Source organism: Candidatus Hinthialibacter antarcticus (genome assembly GCA_030765645.1).
Taxonomy (GTDB): domain Bacteria; phylum Hinthialibacterota; class Hinthialibacteria; order Hinthialibacterales; family Hinthialibacteraceae; genus Hinthialibacter; species Hinthialibacter antarcticus.
In genome coordinates, this window is the sequence record JAVCCE010000031.1 from 1 (window position 1) to 18,967 (window position 18,967).

The 18,967-nt window shown below is 48.4% G+C and carries 14 protein-coding genes and 1 tRNA gene; 9 read left to right on the plus strand and 6 right to left on the minus strand.

Annotated features, from left to right (window positions below; all coding sequences use genetic code 11):
* Together P9L94_07960 and P9L94_07965 are read right to left on the minus strand one after the other, a co-directional pair.
* Positions 1-709, minus strand: a 709-nt coding sequence (locus tag P9L94_07960) for a sigma-54 dependent transcriptional regulator (GenBank protein MDP8243999.1), incomplete at its 3' end; no start/stop codon positions are given.
* Complete coding sequence (locus P9L94_07965) at positions 702-1,811, minus strand: ATP-binding protein (protein MDP8244000.1); 1,110 nt, start codon at positions 1,809-1,811, stop codon at positions 702-704. The genes P9L94_07965 and P9L94_07960, both read right to left, overlap by 8 nt.
* Before the next feature lie 646 nt (positions 1,812-2,457).
* Here P9L94_07965 and P9L94_07970 point away from each other — a divergent pair.
* Genes P9L94_07970 through P9L94_07985 form a run of 4 tightly spaced genes read left to right on the plus strand, consistent with a single transcriptional unit; the run spans position 2,458 to position 11,120 of the window.
* Positions 2,458-3,786: a TolC family protein gene (locus P9L94_07970; GenBank protein ID MDP8244001.1), complete on the plus strand. Its 1,329-nt coding sequence runs from the start codon at positions 2,458-2,460 to the stop codon at positions 3,784-3,786.
* Entirely contained in the window at positions 3,787-5,337 is a 1,551-nt protein-coding gene (locus tag P9L94_07975) for a TolC family protein (GenBank protein MDP8244002.1), read from the plus strand. It abuts the gene before it with no gap.
* 27 nt (positions 5,338-5,364) lie between these two features.
* The gene (locus tag P9L94_07980; protein MDP8244003.1) at positions 5,365-7,341 is read left to right on the plus strand and encodes an efflux RND transporter periplasmic adaptor subunit; all 1,977 of its coding nucleotides are present in this window, start codon (positions 5,365-5,367) and stop codon (positions 7,339-7,341) included.
* Positions 7,342-7,376: 35 nt separating this feature from the next.
* Positions 7,377-11,120 (plus strand): efflux RND transporter permease subunit, encoded by a 3,744-nt coding sequence (locus P9L94_07985; GenBank protein MDP8244004.1) that lies wholly within the window; start codon positions 7,377-7,379, stop codon positions 11,118-11,120.
* A 112-nt stretch (positions 11,121-11,232) separates the two neighbouring features.
* Here the strand turns inward: P9L94_07985 and P9L94_07990 are convergent.
* A tRNA-Ile gene (locus P9L94_07990) sits at positions 11,233-11,305 on the minus strand.
* A gap of 201 nt (positions 11,306-11,506) precedes the next feature.
* Here P9L94_07990 and P9L94_07995 point away from each other — a divergent pair.
* Positions 11,507-12,430: a PfkB family carbohydrate kinase gene (locus tag P9L94_07995; protein ID MDP8244005.1), complete on the plus strand. Its 924-nt coding sequence runs from the start codon at positions 11,507-11,509 to the stop codon at positions 12,428-12,430.
* A gap of 3 nt (positions 12,431-12,433) precedes the next feature.
* Positions 12,434-13,135, plus strand: coding sequence for a glycosyltransferase family 2 protein (locus P9L94_08000; GenBank protein ID MDP8244006.1), 702 nt, complete (start codon positions 12,434-12,436; stop codon positions 13,133-13,135).
* Here P9L94_08000 and P9L94_08005 read toward each other — a convergent pair.
* Positions 13,132-14,283 (minus strand): class I SAM-dependent methyltransferase, encoded by a 1,152-nt coding sequence (locus P9L94_08005; GenBank protein ID MDP8244007.1) that lies wholly within the window; start codon positions 14,281-14,283, stop codon positions 13,132-13,134. The genes P9L94_08000 and P9L94_08005 overlap by 4 nt on opposite strands.
* Positions 14,284-14,422: 139 nt before the next feature.
* Here P9L94_08005 and P9L94_08010 point away from each other — a divergent pair, with 139 nt between their 5' ends.
* The gene (locus P9L94_08010) at positions 14,423-15,544 is read left to right on the plus strand and encodes an aminotransferase class V-fold PLP-dependent enzyme (GenBank protein MDP8244008.1); all 1,122 of its coding nucleotides are present in this window, start codon (positions 14,423-14,425) and stop codon (positions 15,542-15,544) included.
* 243 nt (positions 15,545-15,787) lie between these two features.
* Here the strand turns inward: P9L94_08010 and P9L94_08015 are convergent, their stop codons facing one another.
* Positions 15,788-16,456, minus strand: a complete 669-nt coding sequence (locus P9L94_08015) for an HAD family phosphatase (protein MDP8244009.1) — start codon at positions 16,454-16,456, stop codon at positions 15,788-15,790.
* A 124-nt stretch (positions 16,457-16,580) separates the two neighbouring features.
* Between P9L94_08015 and pyrE the strand changes: the two genes are divergently transcribed.
* Together pyrE and P9L94_08025 are read left to right on the plus strand one after the other, a co-directional pair.
* Complete coding sequence (pyrE, locus tag P9L94_08020) at positions 16,581-17,114, plus strand: orotate phosphoribosyltransferase (GenBank protein ID MDP8244010.1); 534 nt, start codon at positions 16,581-16,583, stop codon at positions 17,112-17,114.
* A 120-nt stretch (positions 17,115-17,234) separates the two neighbouring features.
* Positions 17,235-17,963 carry a hypothetical protein gene (locus tag P9L94_08025; GenBank protein MDP8244011.1) on the plus strand — a complete coding sequence of 243 codons (729 nt, stop codon included), beginning with the start codon at positions 17,235-17,237 and terminating at the stop codon, positions 17,961-17,963.
* Between the two features lie 87 nt (positions 17,964-18,050).
* On the opposite strand, the gene purU is transcribed toward P9L94_08025, so the two are convergent.
* Positions 18,051-18,908, minus strand: coding sequence for a formyltetrahydrofolate deformylase (gene purU / locus P9L94_08030; protein MDP8244012.1), 858 nt, complete (start codon positions 18,906-18,908; stop codon positions 18,051-18,053).
* Positions 18,909-18,967 lie beyond the last annotated feature (59 nt).

Sequence of the window (18,967 nt, forward strand, 5' to 3'; positions counted from 1 at the left end):
GATTGGCTTGTTCAAATTTTCCCGTGCGTTCATTTATTGCGCCGGTGAAGGCGCCTTTTACATGACCAAAAAATTCACTCTCAATCAGCGTGTCTGGAATGGCGGCGCAATTCACCGCTATAAACGGGTGGTTTTGCCGTGGGCTGCTGTAATGGATCGCCCGGGCAATCAGTTCTTTCCCGGTTCCGCTTTCGCCTTGCAAGAGCACGGATGAATCGGCCTGGCTGACGCGGCGAATCATTTTAAACACTTTGCTCATTGCCTCTGAGCCCGCAACGATGTTTTCAAATCGAAAGGTTGAAAGCAGCTCTTCACGAAGATGGAGGTTCTCGTTGACAATATGTTGATAGTCCAATGCCTTTTTTACTGTGATTAACAGTTCGTCCTTATCGAAAGGCTTACAAATATAGTCAAATGCGCCTGTTTTCATGGCTTGGATCGCGGTTTCGATGGAACCATGCGCCGTGACTAAAATGACCAAAGCGTGAGGACAGATGCGTTTGATTTCAGTCAAAAGTTCCATCCCGTCCATTACAGGCATTTTGATGTCAGTTAGAACCAAATCAGGTTTGTATTTACGGTAAGCGGTTAGGCCGTCCTTGCCATTGACTGCCGTGATGATTTTATATTCGGCGCTCTCTAGTTGATATTCAGTGACGCGCAATAAACTGGGATCATCATCTATGAGCAGTATTGTTTTGTTATTCATTTGTGAAACTCCTTGCAATTGGGAACTGGAGAATGAAACAGGCCCCACCCGATTCGCGGTTTACTGCATCAATAGAACATTGGTGATGGTTCATGATTTTTTGCACGATCGAAAGCCCAAGCCCTGTTCCATTGGGCCGAGTGGTAAAGAACGGATCAAAAATCCGGGTATGGATGTGGTCTGGAATTCCTGAACCCGTGTCTTCAATCATGCAGGTGATCGAGTCATTCTCCCGCTTCGCTGAGATCGTCAGCGTCCCGCCTTTCGGCATTGCCTGGATGGAGTTGCTAATCAAGTTGACGAATACTTGTTTGAGTTGGTCTGCATCAAAATAAATGGAAGGTAGTTCTGTGGCATATCTTTTTTCAATTTTGATTTCTTTTGAGCGCCGTTGTTGCAGGGTCAAATCAAGGATGACATCAATCACTTCTGGGATGCGGCATTCGACCTGTTGTGTTTTTTGAGGGCGAGCAAAACTTAAAAATTCATTCACTATATTGCTGAGGTGGCGTGATTCTTTCAACAGAATGGTAGTGAATTCTTCCCGTTGCTCTGGCTTCAGCGACTCGTTCGCCAATATTTCAGCGGAGCCTTTGATGGATGCGAGCGGCGTACGAATTTCATGAGCGACGCCAGCGGAAAGTTCGGCCAAGGCCTGGATGCGTTCCGTTCTTCGGAGCTGCTCTTCGGCGTTCAATACTTGGAGAGTTTTTTCTTGTAGATCGCGATAAGACAGTTCTAATTTTTTTGATGCTTTAATAAACCGCTCCGATAAAAAGCCCGTAACAAACCCAAGGAACAGATGTACAAAGGCTTCAAGCGTTTGATATAAATTGGCGGTAAAAAAATGACCGTTCCAGCTAAGATAGATGTGGGCCAAGTGCATAACCGACATGGAGGCTCCCATTAACACTCCACCTCTCAAGCCAAACCAGTAGGCTGCCAGAATTACGGGCAGATAGCAGAGACGGTCATAGATCAAATGCAGGTAATGGGCGTGAGTTGAAGTCAGAAAATGAAGACTGGAAACAAACGCCCCCAGCGCAACCACAAAAATCAATTTGACGGGTATTTTTTTTGAAAAGTCAGATTGAAGTATCATTCATGGTTTTCGATTCTGATAAAAAGCTGTTTATGGCGACTAGCGCAGATTCTATGCCAACTTAACAAACTGTCGCGAGTTTAATGATTATGGTTCTTTCAAAAACGGGGTACTTTTTCACAATTCAATTGAGATTTCTAAAAAACATCTTATGAATACCTGGTCTGTCGTTGCGTAACTTTGCTCGCTTCAGTGCGGGCTTTCAGGCCCTGATGCACAGGCGCTCCCAGAGTTGCACCCATGCCTGAATTGGTTTGTCAATTTTTGATAGGCCGAAATACGTTTTCGTAATCAATATAATGGTCACCCATCAATGTAAGTACTCATTTATCTGGATGAAACATTTTTATCATAGCGTTGACATAGCAGTGGGACAATCAGGAAGTGTTTTATATGCCACACTTGCGCGGCTCATCGTGTGGTATATGAAACACATTTGTCTAATGGATCGTATGCGCTTCATGTGTTCAATCAATCTGGAATGAATAAATAAAAGATAAAAATCAGTGAAATATCCTGTTTTTTTGAATCATCAACCGAAAGATTTAGTCCAATTAATGCTTAAAAATAAAACTGGAACAATATCTGCGTTACAATAAAGAGTCATCTGTGTGAACTTGAATCCTGATAAAAGAATATGAGTTATATGAAGACTCCTACATTGATCCTCGTTGCCAATTGCCTGATCTTGTGCGCTTTTGTTTTCGCGCATGGTGTTATTGGTCAAGAAGCGGTAGAGGCCATCGTACATTCAAGCAGCGATGCGCCAGGCGTTGATCTGGGCGCATTGATTGAAGAGGCCTTTTTTGCAAACCCGGAGATTCAAGCGGCGAAAGCGCAGTGGGCCCAAACCATAGAAAAACACCCGCAAGAAACCGCGTTAGACGACCCCATGTTGAATTTTTCTTATTATGTGGAAAGCGTGGAAACCCGGGTCGGCCCCCAAGAATACAGCGTTGGGGTTTCTCAAAAGTTTCCGTTCCCAGGTACATTAAGGCAAAAAGAGCGCGTTGTCGAAAAAGAAATCGAAATCTCGCGTCTGGAATATGAAAAGACGGCGCGGGACATCATTGTCGATCTCAAACAAGCCGTTTACGAAATCCAGTATATGGACGGCGCTATAGAAATTACCAAACAGAATCAAGAGTTGTTAAATGAAATTCTGTCTTATGCCGAAGCCCAATATAGTAACCAAGCCAACGGAATAAACGACGTCTTCCGGGCGGAGTCGCAGCTGGCGCAGTTGGATTATGATTTGATAACGCTACGGGAGCTGCGGGCGGTTCAGCAGACGGTTATCAATTCCATGCTCAACCGTCCTGCCGACGACCCGATTGGATCGATTGCAGCGTCCATCCCCCAACCAACGACATTGGAGATTGCTGCGCTTGACCGTTTGGCGTATGAACAAAATCAGGAAATCCTGATCTCTCAGATGAAAGTGGAAAAAGCGGAAGAATCAATTCGGTTGGCCCGGCGAATGAATTTGCCGGGGTTTACGATAGGGGCCAACTATATCTCTACCGATGACGCGTTAAATCCTCAAACGCCTGAAAGCGGCAAAGACCCGATCATTGTTGGCGGTGGCGTGACAATTCCGCTCTGGTTTGGCAAGAACAAGGCGCGTATCCGCTACGCAAAAGAAGGCAAAACGTCAGCGCAACAAAAAGAACAATCGGTTGCCAACCAAATTGCAGTCAATTTACGCAAAGCCTATTTCCGTATGGAAAACGCACAGCGTTTAGTCATTCTCTACCGCGACCATTTAATTCCCCAAGCCGAACAATCAATGCAAATTGCCGAGGAATGGAACCGGAACCGGCAAGGCAGCGTGTCTGAGGTGCTTGAAGTGCAGAGCGTCTGGCTCAATTTTAACCTGGCCTGGCTTCGCGCTCGCATTGATTATGCGCAATTTTTCTCACAACTCGAACGCATTGCAGGCGGCTCGCTGTCTCCTGTATTGAATCTGGAGTAAATGATGAAACCTCTCTTTTTTATTATTACATTGGCTTTAACCACACTCAGCGTCACTCCTCATATTGGATGGAGCGACTCCTATAAAGATGCGCGAAAAAAAATTACCGCAGGAGAGCGCCCTTGGTTTGTGGATGAGCAGATTCAACGCAATGAAAATAAACAGCCTGCTCAATTGCCGCAAGCGATTGCGTTACCTGAAGTGGACATGTTAATGGGGCGGTATCATGACGAGTCCAGTTCATCATTAGCGTCCATCATACAAATCGTCGAGCCTGCGCTGTTGTCGCAAGAAGGAATACAAATTCAAAACCAAGCAGACAGCCAATCAATCGACAAATTGATGACGGGTAAACTGGATGTAACAATCGCCTTAAACGTTGCGTATCGACGCAACCCTTCGATTCAAGCGGCGTCTCAGGCATGGCAGGCTGCACTGCAACGATATCCGCAAGGGGCATATTTAGAGGGCATCCTTAGGCAATACAATTCATTTACCAAACGGTTAGACCTTCTACTTGGCGGAATGCAGCCGCAAAAGCAAATGGTCGATACCGATTGGCCTTTTCCCGGAATTGTCTCATTGCGTGGAGATATTATTCAAACAGATATTGAAATTGCCAAACAGGATTTTTCCATTGCGCTTCGGGATGTGCTTGCGAATACCAAAAAGGCGTTTCACGAATTTGTCTATATTGATCGTGCAATCGAGGTCACACGCGAAAATCAGGAACTGTTGAAGCAGATGCTGGATGTCGCATCACAAAAATTTGAAACGGGAAACACGGCCTACAACGACGTCATCAAAGCCCGGGTCGCGCTTTCAAAATTGACCGACGCCATCATCACGCTAGAAGACCAGCGTGAGACCATCATCGCTCGTCTCAATACGATTTTTGACCGCGCCCCACATGCGTCAATCGGTCCACTTGTTTCTCCTCCCATCAAACAGATGCAACTGAAGATCGACCGTCTGTATGAGATTGCAAAACAGAACCGTCAAGAAATTCAACAAATGCAATCCAAGGTCGAGCGAACCCGATTGCTGGTTGATATGGCCCAGGAGATGAACCGACCTGACCCGACGCTTGGCGCCAGTTATTTTCAAGAACGGAGTGGTTTGCTAGTCGGCGCGGAGCCTGACCGTAGTGCGTTTCAACCTGCGCCGCGCCAACCAATACGCCCCTGGTTTGGGCAGCGGGAAGCCTTTATTGCAGAAATGCAAATACGCAGACAGCAGTTAAGCAATAAACTTGAAGGCGTAATCAATCAAACCTTATTTGAAGTGAAGAGTTCTCATTTTTCAGTAGATGCAGCCTATCGGGAATCGGAGTTGTATCGAACCACTCTGATTCCTGAAGCGCAGCAATCGTTGGAAGTTGCGGAAGCGGATTATCAGGGAGCGCGCACCGACTTTCTGGACTATTTAGACGCACAACGAACCTGGCTGGATTTCAATTTAGTCCACTATAACGCGCAACGCTCGTATGGCGTTACTCTTGCAGAATTAGAGCGGGTCGTAGGCGCTTCTCTAGATAGCATCCAACAATAATGTCTATTCGAAATACAGGAGACAATCATGAACGGGCTGACAAAATTGCTTCAATATAAATTCACTTATCTTGTCATGGGAATGATCTTGGGGCTTATTGTGGTCTCGCTGTTTTCAGGCGGATCGAACGATCATGCTTCCATGCAGCCAGACGCGAACATAGAAAGGCAATCATCCGCTGCCACAATTTGGACGTGTTCGATGCACCCGCAAATCCGTCAACCTGAAGCGGGTGACTGCCCAATGTGCGGGATGGACTTGATCCCGGTCAATTCAGCAGAAGATGAAGACAGCGGCCCCCGAACCTTGACCATGTCTGAAGCGGCGAAAGGCCTGGCGGAAATACAGACCGTGCCAGTGCAGCGCAGTTTTGTCGAGCATGAGCTGCGCATGGTAGGCAAGGTCGAATATGATGAAACGCGATTGAAATATATCACCGCATGGTTTCCCGGTCGATTAGACCGCTTGTTTGTCGATTACACAGGTACGGCAGTTCAAACAGGCGACCATCTGGTTGAGATTTACAGCCCGTCCATCATTACCGACCAGCAATCATTGATTCAAGCCAAAAAGGCCGTAGGCAGTTTAAGTGAATCATCGGTGCCGAATGTGCTAAGCAATCGAAAAGAAACGCTGGAGCGGGCGCGTGAACGTCTGCGTTTACTCGGACTGACCAATGCGCAAATACAGGCGATCGAAGAATCCGGCGCCCCGTCTGAACACATTACGTTTTACTCGCCGATCAATGGAATCGTCATTCATAAAAACGCGCTAAAGGGCGACTATGTCCAAACAGGGACTCGAATCTATACCATCGCCGATTTAAGCGTCGTATGGGTAAAAATGGACGCCTACGAATCCGACCTGCAGTGGGTTCATTACGGGCAAGAAGTGGAATTCACAACCATCTCGTATCCTGGACAAGTCTTCAAAGGACGAGTTTCGTTTATTGATCCTTTTTTGAATGAACAAACCCGCACCGTCAAAGTGCGCGTCAATGTTGACAATTCTGATGGAAAATTAAAACCCGAAATGTTCGTACGCGCCGCAGTGCGAAGTAAAGTCGACGCTGAAGGATCTGTTTACGATACGCAGCTGGCAGGAAAATGGATCAGCCCCATGCACCCGGAAATTATTAAAGACCAGCCCGGAACCTGCGACGTGTGCGGGATGCCGTTGGTCAAAGCCGAAACGCTTGGGTATGTCGGTTCGCCTGCTGAAGAAGGCAATCCGCCATTGGTCATCCCGGCTTCGGCCCCATTGATTACAGGAAAACGCGCTGTGGTGTATGTAAAGGTTCCCAACACCGAAAAGCCGACATTTGAAGGCCGGGAAATTATTCTTGGACCACGACTGAAAGACCACTACATCGTACAGGCCGGTTTAGAAGAAGGCGAAGAAGTTGTCGTCAAAGGCAACTTCAAGATCGACAGCGCGCTGCAAATTCAAGCCAAACCCAGCATGATGAGCCCCGACGGCGGCGCGCCAATGGCAGGCCATGCGCACGGCGGCGAGACGTCTGAAACGCCGATGCAATCCAAGCATAAAATCAATATACCCACTGAAGCGCTTCCTGCGTTGTCAAAGGCCTATCAAGCGATTTATGAAGCCCTGGTGAATGATGATTTAAACTCGGCGAAAGCGAAATCAAACCAATGGGTGGATGCAGCCAAACAAAACAACTTACAAGACGTTGAAATGTTGGGGCATGGCGTGATGCACGCAAATGACATCGCGGAAGCCCGCCAGGCTTTTCAAAAAATTGCCGACTTAATCATCCAGGCGTTTGAACAACATGGCGCACCGGGTGAAACCGCATACATCATTCACTGCCCGATGGCGTTTAACAACCAAGGCGCCGATTGGCTGCAATGGCAGCAAGAAACTCGCAATCCCTACTTCGGCGGCGCGATGTTGAAATGCGGCGAAGTAAAAAACACGATCCCATCCGCTCAACCAGGCAATCAATCGCCGCAACAAGACGTGGATCACTCGACTCATTAATCACTAATACTCTACCGACATCCCAGGTGTAAATCATGCTTGATAAGATCATACGTTTTTGCCTTGAAAACAAACTTGTCGTTAGTTTGTTTATTATTTTCATCATTCTCTGGGGAGTGATGGTCGCCCCGTTTGATTGGGACGTAAAAGCGATTCCCCGCAATCCGGTTCCCGTCGATGCGATTCCCGATATTGGCGAAAACCAGCAGATCGTTTTTACCGAATGGATGGGGCGCTCGCCTCAAGACGTCGAAGACCAGATCAGCTACCCGCTCACGGTTTCGCTGTTAGGCGTTCCCGGCGTTAAAACCATTCGCAGTTATTCGTCTTTTGGGTTCTCAAGTATTTATATTATTTTTAATGATGATATTGAGTTCTATTGGTCTCGTTCGCGTGTATTGGAAAAGTTGAATAGTTTGTCAGCAGGAACGCTGCCGGAAGGCGTGCAACCCGCGTTGGGGCCAGATGCAACCGCGCTCGGTCAAATATTCTGGTACACCCTGGAAGGGCGGGATGAACAGGGAAACCCCACTGGCGGCTGGGATTTAGATGAGCTGCGCAGTACGCAAGATTGGTATGTTCGATACGCATTGCTATCCGCATCGGGCGTAAGCGAAGTGGCGTCGGTCGGCGGTTTTGTCCGTGAATATCAAATTGACGTCGATCCTGACGCCATGAGGGCCTACAAGGTTACGCTGGGAGACGTTTTCAATGCGGTGCGTATGTCAAACGTCGACGTCGGCGCCCGTACCATCGAAGTCAACAGCGTTGAGTATGTCATTCGTGGCTTGGGCTTTTTAGAAAACTTGGAAGACATCGAAGACACCGTCCTCAAAGTAAATGATAATGTTCCAGTAACCGTAAAAGACGTGGCTCATGTTTCAATGGGGCCGGCGTTAAGGCGCGGCGCATTAGACAAGGCAGGCGCTGAAGCGGTTGGCGGCGTGGTTGTTGTTCGTTATGGAGATAACCCGCTTGAAACGATTAAAAATGTCAAAGCAAAAATTGAAGAAATTTCCCCTGGGCTTCCCAAAAAAGTTTTGAGCGATGGAACCGTTTCTCAAGTCACTATTGTTCCCTTTTATGATCGAACAGACCTAATCTATGAAACACTTGGAACATTGAAGACGGCGTTAACGGATGAAATTTTAGTCACCGTCATCGTTGTCATTGTTATGGTTTTGCATCTACGCAGTTCGCTTCTGATTGCCGGGCTATTGCCGTTATCGGTGCTGATGTGTTTCATTGCCATGAAGACTTTTGGCGTGGACGCTAACATCGTCGCCCTGTCGGGAATCGCCATCGCCATTGGAACCATGGTCGATATGGGCGTTGTAATTTGTGAAAATGTTCTCAATCATCTTGAGAAATCTAGCGAGGACGACAACAAACTGGACGTGATTTTCAGAGGAACGTCTGAAGTCGGTAGCGCAGTATTGACCGCGGTGGCGACAACCATCGTGAGTTTTCTGCCCGTATTTACGATGACGGCGGCGGAAGGCAAACTGTTTACGCCTTTGGCGTATACCAAAACCTTTGCGTTAATTGCATCCATTATTGTTGCATTGACCATCATTCCTCCTTTTGCTCATATCCTTTTCACGGGAAAAATTCGCGGTAAAAAATTTCGCCATTGGATTTTTGGCGGCATGGCGTTCGCTGGAACCGTGATTGCTTTCATGGTTTCATTTTGGGCGGGGCTCATCCTGACCGGCTTCGGCCTTTACCATCTTGCCGAGAAATCCATCCCTCAGTCTTACTCCAAATGGGTCCCTTGGATCGTGAATGGTTTGGCTGTGCTTATTGTTGTTACGATATTATCAAACCACTGGCTTCCCTTGGGAGCCGACCACTGGCTTATAACCAATTGGATTTTTGTTGTGATGCTGCTTGGTAGCGTCCTGGCGTTGATCCAATTATTTCAACATTTCTATCCGCCGATTTTGCGCTGGTGCTTACAACATAAATTGTTGTTCTTGTCCATTCCGACCGCGCTTGTGATATGGGGAGGCGTCATCTGGCTGGGGTTCGATACCGTATTTGGATTTCTGCCCCGTTTTGTGATGAACGCCCCCATTGTGTCTGACGTTCGCCATGCGTTTCCTGGACTAGGCAAAGAATTTATGCCGCCGCTTGATGAAGGCTCTTATTTGTATATGCCTACCACGATGCCTCATGCTTCAATTGGCGAGGCGATGGATGTCTTGCAGAAGTTGGACATGGCAATTAATGCCATACCGGAAGTCGAAGAAGCGGTCGGAAAAATTGGGCGCGTTGATAGTTCTTTAGACCCAGCGCCAATCTCGATGGTCGAGACCGTTATCAATTATAAATCAGAATATCTCACCGATGAATCCGGCCATCGCTTGCGATTCCAATACGATCACTCCAAAGAAGAATTTGTGAAAAATGATCAAGGTAAACTCATTCCCGATCCAAACGGAATGCCCTATCGGCAATGGCGAGACCACATCAAATCACCAGATGATATTTGGGATGAAATCATCAAAGCCGCCCGGCTGCCCGGTACGACGTCCGCACCCAAACTGCAGCCCATCGCGGCGCGAATCGTCATGCTGCAAAGTGGTATGCGCGCTCCAATGGGGATAAAAGTGAAAGGGCCAGACCTGGAAACGATTGAAGATGTGGGAATGCAAATTGAAAAACTGCTAAAAGAAGTCCCTTCAGTTAAAGCAGACGCGGTGATCGCAGACCGAATCGTTGGAAAACCGTATCTAGAAATTGATATTGACCGCAAAGCGATTGCCCGGTATGGCATTTCAATTCGCAGCGTTCAAGACGTGATTGAAGTTGCGATTGGCGGCAAACGGATTACAACGACGGTTGAAGGACGCGAACGTTATCCTGTCCGTGTTCGCTACATGCGTGAGTTGCGCGATACCATTGAATCACTTGGCGCAATCCTTGTACCTTCACCGACTGGCGTCCAAATTCCTATGCGCGAACTGGCTGAAATTCGATACTTGCGTGGGCCGCAAGTCATCAAGAGTGAAGATACATTTTTAATTGGCTATGTTTTATTTGATATGAAAGATGGATACGCCGAAGTTGATGTTGTCGAAGAAGCCCGCGATTATCTGAAACAAAAAGAAAACAGCGGCGAACTCGATATTCCTTCAGGCGTGAGTTACACATTCGCGGGCAGTTATGAAAACCAAATCCGCTCGGAAAAGCGCTTGCGGGTCGTATTGCCGCTCGCGTTATTCATTATTTTCCTGATCCTGTATTTCCAATTCAAAAACGTTTTTACGACGTTGATTGTTTTTTCGGGAATTCTGGTCGCATGGGCAGGCGGATTTCAAATGCTTTGGCTGTATTCACAAGATTGGTTTTTGAATTTCAGTCTGTTTGGCGAAAGCATGCGCGAGTTATTCCAGGTGCAGCCCTATAACTTGAGCGTTGCGGTTTGGGTCGGGTTTTTGGCTCTGTTTGGCATCGCGACCGATGATGGAGTCATTCTTACAACGTACCTCGATCAATCATTCAAGAAAAATGATCCTACGACCATCAAGGAAATTCGTGAAGCAACCGTGGAGGCAGGCAAACGGCGAATCCGGCCCTGCCTGATGACAGTGTCAACAACCATTCTTGCCTTGATTCCCGTATTGACATCGACCGGGCGCGGAGCCGATATCATGGTTCCGATGGCGATTCCATCCTTTGGCGGCATGACGGTTGTTCTCATCACGGTTTTTGTCGTCCCAGTTTTGTACTGTTCTGTAAAAGAAATACGCTTGAAATTGAGAAATGAAAATTAAAGCGATGCGCCCATGTTTGGTGAGAAATTATCCGCTATGAGAAAAAAGGCAAAATGATGTTCAGAAATCTGTTAACCGAAATAACGAGAACTTCCGAGAGAGGTTTTTAAGTTGGGCCCAGCTGGACTCGAACCAGCGACCAGCCGGTTATGAGCCGGCGGCTCTACCAACTGAGCTATAGGCCCGATTGGAACAAAACGCATTCTAACCGCCTCAACTTCCAGCGAAAAGCCCGCCTTCCTACATATCAGCGAGAATCGCTCAGATTCTCTTCTCCGGCGCCATCTAACCCCTTGGGCAACAATCCACCAACGCATAAGATGAGTGAATACAGACAACGAATCTTAATTTGTCCCCAACGAACCTATTGAAAAAAGGATGTATGAATGACTGACTCCAAATTACTCATCGTAGGATCAATCGGACTCGACACGATTGAAACGCCGACCGACAAGGTTGAGCGAGTTCTCGGCGGCGCGGCGGTTTACTCGGCCTGCGCATCCAGCCATTTTGCGCCCACGGCCATTGTCGGCGTCGTCGGCGACGACTTCCCCGCAGAACACGAGCAGATGCTGCGGTCGAAGAACATTGACCTCGCTTGCATGGAAACCAAACCCGGCAAGACATTTTTCTGGCATGGACGTTATCTCGAAAATATGAACGACCGTGAAACGCTCGATACGCAACTCGGCGTGTTTGGCGAGTTTTCTCCGAAAGTCTCAGACTCTCATGCGAAAATTCCCTATTTGTTCCTGGCGAATATTCACCCGCAATTACAACTGGACGTTTTGGACGCCATGAAGGGCAAGCCCTACACTGCGGCGGATAGCATGAATTTGTGGATCGATATCACTCCCGATTTATTAAAGAAAGTTATTTCCCGCGTGGATGCGCTCTTTGTCAATGATGAAGAAGCGAAAATGATTACCGGCAAGACGGCGGTGATTCCCGCCGCGCAAGCAATTCTCGATATGGGGCCGTCGCTCGCCGTCATCAAAAAGGGTGATGCAGGCGCGTTGTTGATTACCAAGAATGATGCGTTCTCCGTCCCGGCGATTCCCTTGCCTGACGTGAAAGACCCGACTGGCGCAGGCGATACGTTTGCGGGCGGTATGATGGGCTATATCGCCTCCAAGGCCGATACCTCATTTGAAACATTGAAACAGGCCGCTGTCGTCGGCACCGTGATGGCGTCATTCACGGTTGAAGACTTCAGTTTGGACCGTTTAGGCGCTGTTGAAAAAAGTGATATTCTAGGCCGAATTGAACAACTAAAAAAAATGACGACGTTCCAAGACATTACGGTGTAACTCATGCGCCACACCATTGTCATACCTGCGTATAACGAAGAAGCCCGCATCGAAGAAACGGTGCGGGCTTATGCGTCATACGTGCAAGAGTCGATGGACGAGACGGAAATTTTAATCATCGTTAACGGCTCAGAAGACCGCACGGCTGAGATTGCCCATCAATTGGCGAACGAAATAAATTGCGTCCGCGCTTGGGACACGCCCGCGAGAATGGGCAAAGGCGGCGCCGTATTCAAAGGCTTTGAACTCTCGCAGGGAGAAATTCTCTCGTTCTCTGACGCAGACAACGCAACCACGCCGCCGGAGTTGCGCAAACTACTCGACGCCGTCGAGAGCGGGGCTGACGCCGCCATCGCCTCGCGTTGGCTTCCTCAAAGCAAGCAATTAATCAAACAACCGTTTACGCGAAGAATTCTAAGCCGCATCTTCAATTTGATCGTTCGAATCTTGTTTTTCTTGCCCTATACGGACACGCAATGCGGCGCAAAGGCGTTCACGCGCAAGTCAATTGAAACCGTACGCGAAACGATTCAGACGTCTGGCTGGTCATTCGACGTCGCCTTGATCTGGCGGTTGAGGCAAGCAGGGTTTCGCATCGTCGAAGTGCCGATCGAATGGAGCGACAACTCACGATCACGGCTGCGCGTACACAGTGACGGGCCGTCCATGTTGGTTGAGTTGATTAAGTTGCGTTTTGGCGGTTAGTAATTGTTAAATCCACTTTTTTTTGATGGGGCCGCGCCATCCTTATTTCGTTTTTTCATCACAACCAAATCGTGATAATTACTGGCGCCCTGTTCAATGTAATCCACAACATTAAAAGTTTCCGTCCATGTTTTTTTCACATATTCAGGCGTAACAAACACTGTTCGATAGTAGCCGTCAGGCGCAACGCCTTTTAACGCAGAATCCTTTAGTTCGTCATGGATGCCGTCGCGCTTCACTTGATAGGCAGTCTCCACACCCAGCATAGCCTTCGCCGCCGTAAATCCATGAACCGTCGCCAGCAATAATCCGCCGGGTTTTAGAATCCGTTCCATTTCTTTCAACCAAGCGGCTTGGGCCTCGCGCTCTAAATGAGTCAAAACGGAAAATGAGACGACCAGATCAAATTTGTCTTCCGCATATTTCGTAGGCGGCATCAAAGGGATTTTGGCGAATTTCTGTTTGGAAAAATTGGAGTGACACCATGCGACCGCTTCTGAATCAATGTCGCATCCATATATGTTTGGGATGTCTGAATATTCAGCAAAGAAGCCGATCAGTCGTCCACTGCCGCATCCCCAATCCAACATCGTATCAATCGAATTCAATGTGCGATGCTTTTCGATTGCTTTGATCAGTTCCCAATAGTTTTGTGCGCCCTTGAGAAGAAAGAACGGCGCGATGCCGGTACCATCCACGCGCTCAATTAAATGCTTGGGCGGCGCTTTGAGGCGTTCGTTCATGTCCAGCCAATAGGCGGTTTCCATACGGCCGGGTTCCGTCTGTAAAACAGAACCGCGTACGCATAAATGGATGGGCGACTGGGCGTCTTTTTCGTTTAACGGCGCTTCAAAATGAAAGCCGCAGTTTTCAACATTGAGTATGTCGGGCAGCGCTGTCGCAACATCAGGCCGGGCAACAATTTTCGCAGTCGCTCTCCGCACGCCGTTGATATAAAGCACATACGCATCATAGGAGCCTTGGTGGCTCAACATCCATCCATCAATGACCAGGCGGTTGTCTTCAAGTTCGATGTTCTCAAAGTAGCCGCGAAAAACGTTGTATTGATCGACGCTGTCCGTATCAAGGGTCTGCAATTGGTTGGCGTCCGTGCTTCCAGAAAATAAATTTTGAATCCATTGAAACATAGTGGTCTATTCCTCAATCTACTGAATACGGCTGAATCCTCCTTGCCGCCAAACACAAGCGCGGTTTGAATGATATGAACTCAGCAGTCAGTCATTCAAGCCAGTATTATATTGGCTTCAGTACATTTCGGAGAGCGCTATGAACTTGAGTGGCTATCGCGATCAATTTATCCCGGTACGGGACGGACGAATTTTCCTCAACCATGCCGGGGTGTCGCCCATGTCAGACCGGACGGCTCAAGCAATGAAACGCGCCATTGACGGCTTTCAAGGCATGACGCCAGAAGAATGGATGACTAATGAAGACGGCATTGCTCGATGCCGCCGCGCCTTATCTAGCATGTTGAATGTCCCTGAAAGCGACTTGGCCTTAACCCGCAACACGACCGACGGCGTCAATTGGGTGGCGAACGGCCTCTCATGGAACCCGGGCGACCGCGTCGTTTCGATCAACGGCGAATACCCCACCAATCATTACCCCTGGTTGCGGTTACAAAATAAAGACGTTGAGTTCCATCTCATCGAACCCATTCACAACCGCGTAACTCTCGACCAAATTGACGATGCGTTGACGCCTAACACCCGGGTGCTGGCGGTCAGTTGGGTGCAGTTTGTCAGTGGGTTCCGAATTGACCTCGAAGCCGTAGGCGCTTTGTGCGCTGAGAAGAACGTGTTGTTTGTTGTGGATGTGATTCAGGGAATGGGCGCCCTGCCCCTCGATCTAAAAAAGGGCCGCGTTTCGTTTGCTTCAGGCGGCGCCCAAAAGTGGATGATTGGCCCACAAGGCGCAGGCTTCTTTTATTGTCCAAAAGAAAACCTTGATTTGCTGGAACCGGTCCACGTAGGCGCTGATTCTGTCATCAACCATGTTCCCTATCTTGATTATGATTTCACTCTTCGCCCCGATGCGCGACGTTTTGAATATAGCACCCTGCCAGTGATTCCACTGATTGGCTTGGGCGCCGCAGCGGAACTCTTACTCGAAGTTGGAATGGAAACTGTCGGAGAGCGTATAAAATCGCTAACCGATTGCCTCGTAGGCGGCCTAACAGCGAAAGGTTGGATTTGCCATTCTCCTCGTGAGAACAATGAGTGGTCGGGCATCGTCAGTTTTACGCATCCGACCATCACAATACAAGAAGCCTGCTCTCGTCTGGCGACCGTTCGCGCCTTTACCATGGAGCGCGAAGGCATGTTGCGTCTTGCGCCGCACTTTTACCAGACTGAAGACGAAATGCAGAAAGTTATTGGTTGTTTGTAATTTGTAATTTAGAGGCGAGTGTACATCTCTCTTCGCTTCAGTGCGGGCTTTCAGGCCCTATTGCACAGGCGCTCACAGAGATGCACACACGCCTCTTTTTTTGGAGCGCCTATGTCCACGCGGGTAAGCAACCTCGTGCCCAGCGGACCACCGCACTGAAACGAAAACATTTCTCATTTTCGCGGCTCGTCAGGAGACTCGCCCTCCCCGCGCTTCAGAAATCTTTGAAAGGGTCACGACTATTCACGCGGTTTTTTGTTGGAACTCGTCCAAATATTCATCCAGCGAGAACGCGGCGAGGTCATTTAAAATCATATCGGCTAATTCAACATCCTGCATTGGCCGCCCGCTGCGCGCCAACGCGACGCAGTGCATCCCGGCGGCTTTCGCCGCGCGAATCCCCGCAGAGGAATCCTCAAAAACGAGACACGCATCCGGTGACAGCCCAAGGCGCTGCGCCGCCATTTGATAGCAACAGGGGTCGGGTTTTCCCGGCGAATAGTGCTCGCCGCCCAGGTAGAATTTCAACAACGAGCGAATATCCATCAGGTCGATTCCATACTCAATAAATTTTGAATCAGAACCCGAAACGATGGCGATAGGATGAGTGGTGGCAAGTTGTTTTAATAATTCAACCGACGAATGAATGCGGATATCCCGCTGCTCGCGCAAACGGAAAAAATGCTCGCAGATGACCTTCGACATCGCATCCTTGCTTTGCTGCAATTGAGGGTATCGTCGGCGTAGTTCCTGATAGATGTCGCTCCATGCGATCCCATAGACAACAGACAAAGCCTCTTCTCGCGGCAATAAGATAGATTGTTCTTGCAGAAATGACTGCACCGACTCAAGCCACAATACTTCTGTATCGAGCAAGGTGCCGTCCATATCGAATAGAAACGCTTCGATCATTTACGCCGTCCTTATAACGAATGAGGTTTAGATGATATTCAAGGAAGATCACAACCAGAGAACTTGATTCATTCATTCAGCGTACCATTATGATACAAAAAACACAAAGCGGGAGAGCAAATTGATGAATCCAACCTTAGCGAAATCGATCCATGACGTTTCCAATATACGAGGGACGTTTACGCTTCGTTCCGGCGCCGTCAGCAATGAATATTTTGACAAATATTTGTTTGAAGCCGATCCAGTATTGCTGAAAGCCATTGGAGAAGAAATGAAATCAATGCTCCCGCAGAATATTGACGCTCTAGCCGGGTTAGAAATGGGCGGAATCCCCATCGCAACCCTGTTGTCGCAATTAACCGGGATTCCCTGCGTGTTCGTCCGCAAAGAAGCCAAAAAATATGGTACGTGTAAATTAGCTGAAGGCGGCGACATCGACGGAAAAAAACTGGTTATAATCGAAGATGTGGTCACCTCCGGCGGTCAGATTCTGCTTTCGTCCAAGGATTTACGCGACCGGGGCGCGATCATTGAAGATGTGTTGTGCGTCATTGACCGGGAAGCGGGAGGCCGGGGAAATTTAAAAAAAGACGGCCTGGAACTGCACCCTTTGTTTACCATGACTCAATTAAAGAACGCTGCAACAACAGCGATTTAACGCCATTCACCTTGAGGATTTTTAAAAACCTGAGAAGATTGAACAGGGAGACGTTGCGCCCCAGCCAAAACTCAATTTGCAACGATAACCATTTACAAAACATATAGGAAGGAAAGAAACATGAGCAAAACTACCCGTACGTTATTCACCCTGATTGTTGCGCTTGGCGCGACCTTGTGGTTCGCCGCCTGCTCTCCGCAGCCCAGCGAAACCGCCAAAGAAGACCCCGCCCCAAAAGAAGAAGTCGCTCAAGCCCCAGCCGAAACAGAAGCGGAGTCTTCTGAACCTGCTGAAGAAGCCTCAAGCGAGCCCGCCGCTGGCGCGATCGCATTTGAAAGCGAAGATTGGGACGATTGGTTCCAAGACAAAGCCATCTGGGTCGGTTCAATGAAAGAATTTGACCTACGCACCGACAAACGCGCAATAACCGAAGGCCTCGTAAGTTTGAAAGCCAACGCCAAAGCAGGCGATGGCCGTATTCGCGACCTTTACCTGGCGCGCCATTTCACAGACTTGACCCCAGGCAAAACGTACGATATCACATTAGACTATCGTTTTGATATCGACAAACCCGATCAAAACTACATCCAATTCGCCGTTGCGTCGGGCGATCATGCCGACCAAAAAGCCATTGCAAATGTAGAAGATTACCCGGACCGTCCAGTTCCTACGACTAAACAAGTAGACCAGACGACATTGGGCACCGAAGAATTTCATCCACTTGAAGTCAGCCATACATTGGCCGAAGGCGAATCAGATATGACGCTCATGATGATTGTCCGTTTCCAAGCCAAAAGCCGCCGCAAAAACTACTTCTACATGGACAACCTGCAACTCATTGAAAAGTAAACGAACGGCGTTCTAATCAAGAACCAAAAGGCCCCGATTGCTTTAAGCGACCGGGGCCTTTTCTTAGCCTAGAAACTCGAACGTATTTTATTCAAATACAATGGTCTTGTTTCCATGTACGAGAATACGGTCTTCGAGGTGCCATTTCACGGCCCGCGCCAATGCCTGGCGTTCAAGGTTGCGCCCCAATTCCCGCAGATCATTTACGCTATGGCGATGAGAGACCCGCGCAACGTCCTGTTCAATGATAGGCCCGGCGTCGAGTTGCTCGGTCGCATAATGCGCAGTGGCGCCAATAAGTTTGACGCCCCGTTCGTACGCTTGGCGGTAAGGGTTCGCGCCAACGAATGCGGGAAGAAATGAATGATGAATATTAATAATCTTATAAGGATAATTGGAAATAAAGGAACCCGTCAAAATTTGCATATACCGGGCAAGAATGACGAGATCGGTCTTACCTTCAAGCAACCCAAGAATGGTTTCTTCATCTTTGTCTTTGGTCTCTTTCGAGACAGTCACGTGATGATAAGGGATATCAAATGCCTCAACGTCTTTTCTCAAGTCAGGATGGTTGCTGATGACTTGCGCCATATCGGCTTGAAGCCTCCCCTGCCTCCATTGCCACAACAGTTCCAATAAACAGTGGTCAACTTTTGAAGCCAAAATCGCCACCCGCTTGAGCGGTGTCGCATAGCTGATGCGCCAATCCATCTTGAAGCGCTCGGCGACGCCATCAGCAAACGCTTGTTCTAAAGCCGGTTTTGACAAATCGAGGTGCGGCGTTTGGAATTCCAGGCGCATAAAAAACTCGCCGCCTACCGGGTCGGTCGAATGTTGGTCCAGTTGGGTGATGTTTACGCCGTGCGAATACAAAAAATTGGTCACAGAGGCAACAATTCCAGGGCGATCAGCGCAGTTGATTAACAGTCGGGCGGTTTCATCCACAATCATTCTCCCCAGAAGGCGTTTTAAGTGCTTATATCATGCTCTTTTTTCTTGAGAAA